The 2,905-nt window shown below is 72.4% G+C and carries 3 protein-coding genes; all 3 read right to left on the reverse strand.

The features are described 5' to 3' along the window. Positions 1 to 143 precede the first annotated feature (143 nt). The 3 genes from AC1MIR_RS17230 to AC1MIR_RS17240 all read right to left on the reverse strand — a co-directional run bounded on the left by AC1MIR_RS17230 (position 144) and on the right by AC1MIR_RS17240 (position 2,816). Positions 144 to 698, reverse strand: a complete 555-nt coding sequence (locus AC1MIR_RS17230) for a cysteine peptidase family C39 domain-containing protein (protein WP_480029410.1) — start codon at positions 696 to 698, stop codon at positions 144 to 146. An 88-nt stretch (positions 699 to 786) separates the two neighbouring features. Then, positions 787 to 1,830 (reverse strand): ABC transporter ATP-binding protein, encoded by a 1,044-nt coding sequence (locus tag AC1MIR_RS17235; protein ID WP_480029411.1) that lies wholly within the window; start codon positions 1,828 to 1,830, stop codon positions 787 to 789. Beyond that, positions 1,827 to 2,816, reverse strand: coding sequence for an ABC transporter ATP-binding protein (locus AC1MIR_RS17240; protein WP_480029412.1), 990 nt, complete (start codon positions 2,814 to 2,816; stop codon positions 1,827 to 1,829). Before AC1MIR_RS17240 ends, AC1MIR_RS17235 begins: the two co-directional genes overlap by 4 nt. Positions 2,817 to 2,905 lie beyond the last annotated feature (89 nt).

Raw genomic sequence — 2,905 nt, forward strand, 5'->3', positions numbered from 1 at the left:
CCGCCCGGCGGGGGGGGGGGGGCGGGGGCACCCCCCCGCCGCCGGGCCCTCCGCACACCCCCCCGCCCGCCCCGCCGGGCCGGGGGCGCGGCCGCGGGCCGGAGACCAAGTCCACCTGAGGGCAGCCGGCGCCGGCCGGGCGATCAGCCGATGTGGATGCCCCGGCCGGCGAAGAAGCGCCCGAATGCCTCGGCCGGCAGGCGCGCATCTTCCCGGCTTGTCGGCGTGTCGCCGGACGGGTTGTGGAAGCGCAGCCGCCCCGTCGCATCCGTGCCGAAGACCAGCACGAGATGCCCGCCCAGGCGCGGCGGCGTGCGGTCCGGCCAGCGGATGGTGCCGTGGACCGAGGCGATGAAGAGCCCGCCATCGCCCAGCAGCCCCGCAACGTCGCCCGCCGCGATGTCCGTCACGATCCGCGCCGGAAGGCCCTGCGTCTGCAGCCAGGCAACGGCGCCGGCATAGATCAGGCCGCGGATCGCGCCCTCCGCCTCCAGCACGTAGCCGCCTGCGTCCTGCACGGCGCGGCGGACCTCATGGATCGGCGGCACCGGCCGACCGCGCGCGCCGAGCGTCATCTGCAGGCAGGCGCAGCCGCAGAGATGGTCCGCCCAGAGCGCGTATTCGCCGACGTCCTCGGCGCCCGAGCCGCGCCAGAGCGGGTCCGTCGCGGGATCACGGCCGGCGAGGAAGTCCGGCACAAGATCGGCCGATTCCCATTGCGCCCGGTAGGGCGGCGCTGCGCCGTCCCCCCCCCCCGCCCCTCCCCCGCACGCGGGGGAGGGAGGGTCAGGCGGCATCGTTCAGGTGGCACGCGCTCCGGTGGCCGGTCGCGACCTCCCGCAGCACCGGCACCTCGGCCTTGCAGCGGTCGAAGGCGAGCGGACAGCGGGGATGGAAATGGCAGCCGGAAGGCGGGTTCAGCGGCGAGGGGATCTCGCCCTTCACCACGGTGAAGGCGCGCTTGCGGTTCTCGATGCGCGGCACGCTGTCCAGCAGCGAGCGCGTATAGGGGTGGTTCGCGCGGCGGAAGATTTCTTCCGTCGGCGCCTCCTCGACGACCCGGCCGAGATACATGATCACGACGCGGTCGCTCAGATGCTCGACCACGCCCAGGTCGTGGCTGATGAACAGGTAGGTGAGATCCAGCTCGCGCCGGAGCCGCATGAACAGGTTGAGGATCTGCGCCTGGATCGAGACGTCCAGCGCGGCCACCGCCTCGTCGCAGACGATGAATTCCGGCTGCACGGCCAGCGCGCGCGCAATGCCGATGCGCTGGCGCTGCCCGCCCGAGAACTGGTGCGGGTAGCGCCGCTTGAAGGCCGGATCGAGTCCGGCGCGGCGCATCTGGTCGTCCACATAGCTGTCGAAGTCGGAGCGCCGCGTCAGGCCATGCACCAGCGGCGCCTCGCCCACGATGTCGGCGACGCGCATGCGCGGATTGAGCGAGGCATAGGGGTCCTGGAAGATCATCTGCCGCTGCAGCTTGGACTGCCGCGCCGCTTCTCCGGTGAGCGTCCCGACCTCCTGGCCCTTCCAGAACACCTGGCCTTCGGATTGCGGCAGGATGCCCGCGACGACGCGGCCGAGCGTGGACTTGCCGCAGCCGGATTCACCGACCAGGCCGACCACCTCGCCCTTGCGGACGCGGAGGTCCACCTTGTCCACCGCGTGGACCACTTCCTCCTTCACGTCGGCGCCGAGCTTCCGCGCCAGCTTCGCGGCGATGTCGAGCTTCTTCGCGAAGCGGCGGCTGACGCCGCGCAGCTCCACCATCGGCGTCTCGGTGTCCGAGAAGATGCGCGGCGCGTGCTCCGCGACGGTGGCGCTCATGCCGCTTCTTCCCGGGGCTCGAGATGCGGGTGGTGGCAGCGCGCGAGGCGGCCCGGCATCCAGGCGTGGAGTTCCGGCATCGCGGCGCAATCCTCCTGCGCGCGGGGGCAGCGGGCGCGGAAGGCGCAGCCCGGCTTGAGCGACAGGAGCGAGGGCGTCATGCCGGGGATCTGGCGCAGCGGCTCGCCGCGGCGGTTGCGGCTCGGCACGCTGCCGATCAGACCGTGGGTGTAGGGATGCAGCGGGTGGTCCAGCACCTCGCCCACATCGCCCTGCTCCACGATCTTGCCGGCGTACATCACCGCGATGTCGTCGGCGAGGCCGGCGACGACCGAGAGATCGTGCGTGATCCAGATCAGCGAGGTGCCGGTGGTGGCCGCGAGCTTCTGGACCTCCGCCAGGATCTGCCCCTGGATCGTGACGTCGAGCGCGGTGGTCGGCTCGTCGGCCACGATCAGGTCCGGGCGGTGCAGCAGCGCAATGGCGATCGCGACGCGCTGGCGCATGCCGCCGGAGAACTGGTGCGGATACGACTTCAGGCGTTCGTCCGGCGAGGGGATGCCGACCATGCCGAGCGCGTCGCGCGCGCGGGCGCGGGCCTCGGACTCCGGCACCTTCTCATGCGCGAGCACCGTCTCGATCATCTGGGTGTCCACGCGCAGGACCGGATTGAGCGTCATCATCGGGTCCTGGAAGATCATCGCAATGCGGTTGCCGCGCAGCTTCCGCATCTCCTCGTCGGAGAGCTTCGCGAGGTCCTGCCCCTTGAACAGGATCTGCCCTTCGACGATGCGGCCAGGCGGGTCCACGAGCCCCATGACGGAGAAGCCGGTGACCGACTTGCCGGAGCCTGACTCGCCGACAAGGCCCAGCACCTTGCCGCGCGCCACGGTGAAGGAGACGTCGTCCACCGCCTTCACCACGCCGGCGCGGGTGAAGAAGTGGGTGCGGAGGTTGCGAACCTCGAGCGTGGGGGTGTCGGTCATGGCGCCACAGCCCCCCCCCCCCCCCCCGCCCCCCCCCCGCGGGGGGGGGGGGGGGGGGCCGCAGCCCAAACCCCCCCGGCCCGGGGGGG

It is taken from the genome of Falsiroseomonas sp. RANM36 (assembly GCF_056682175.1).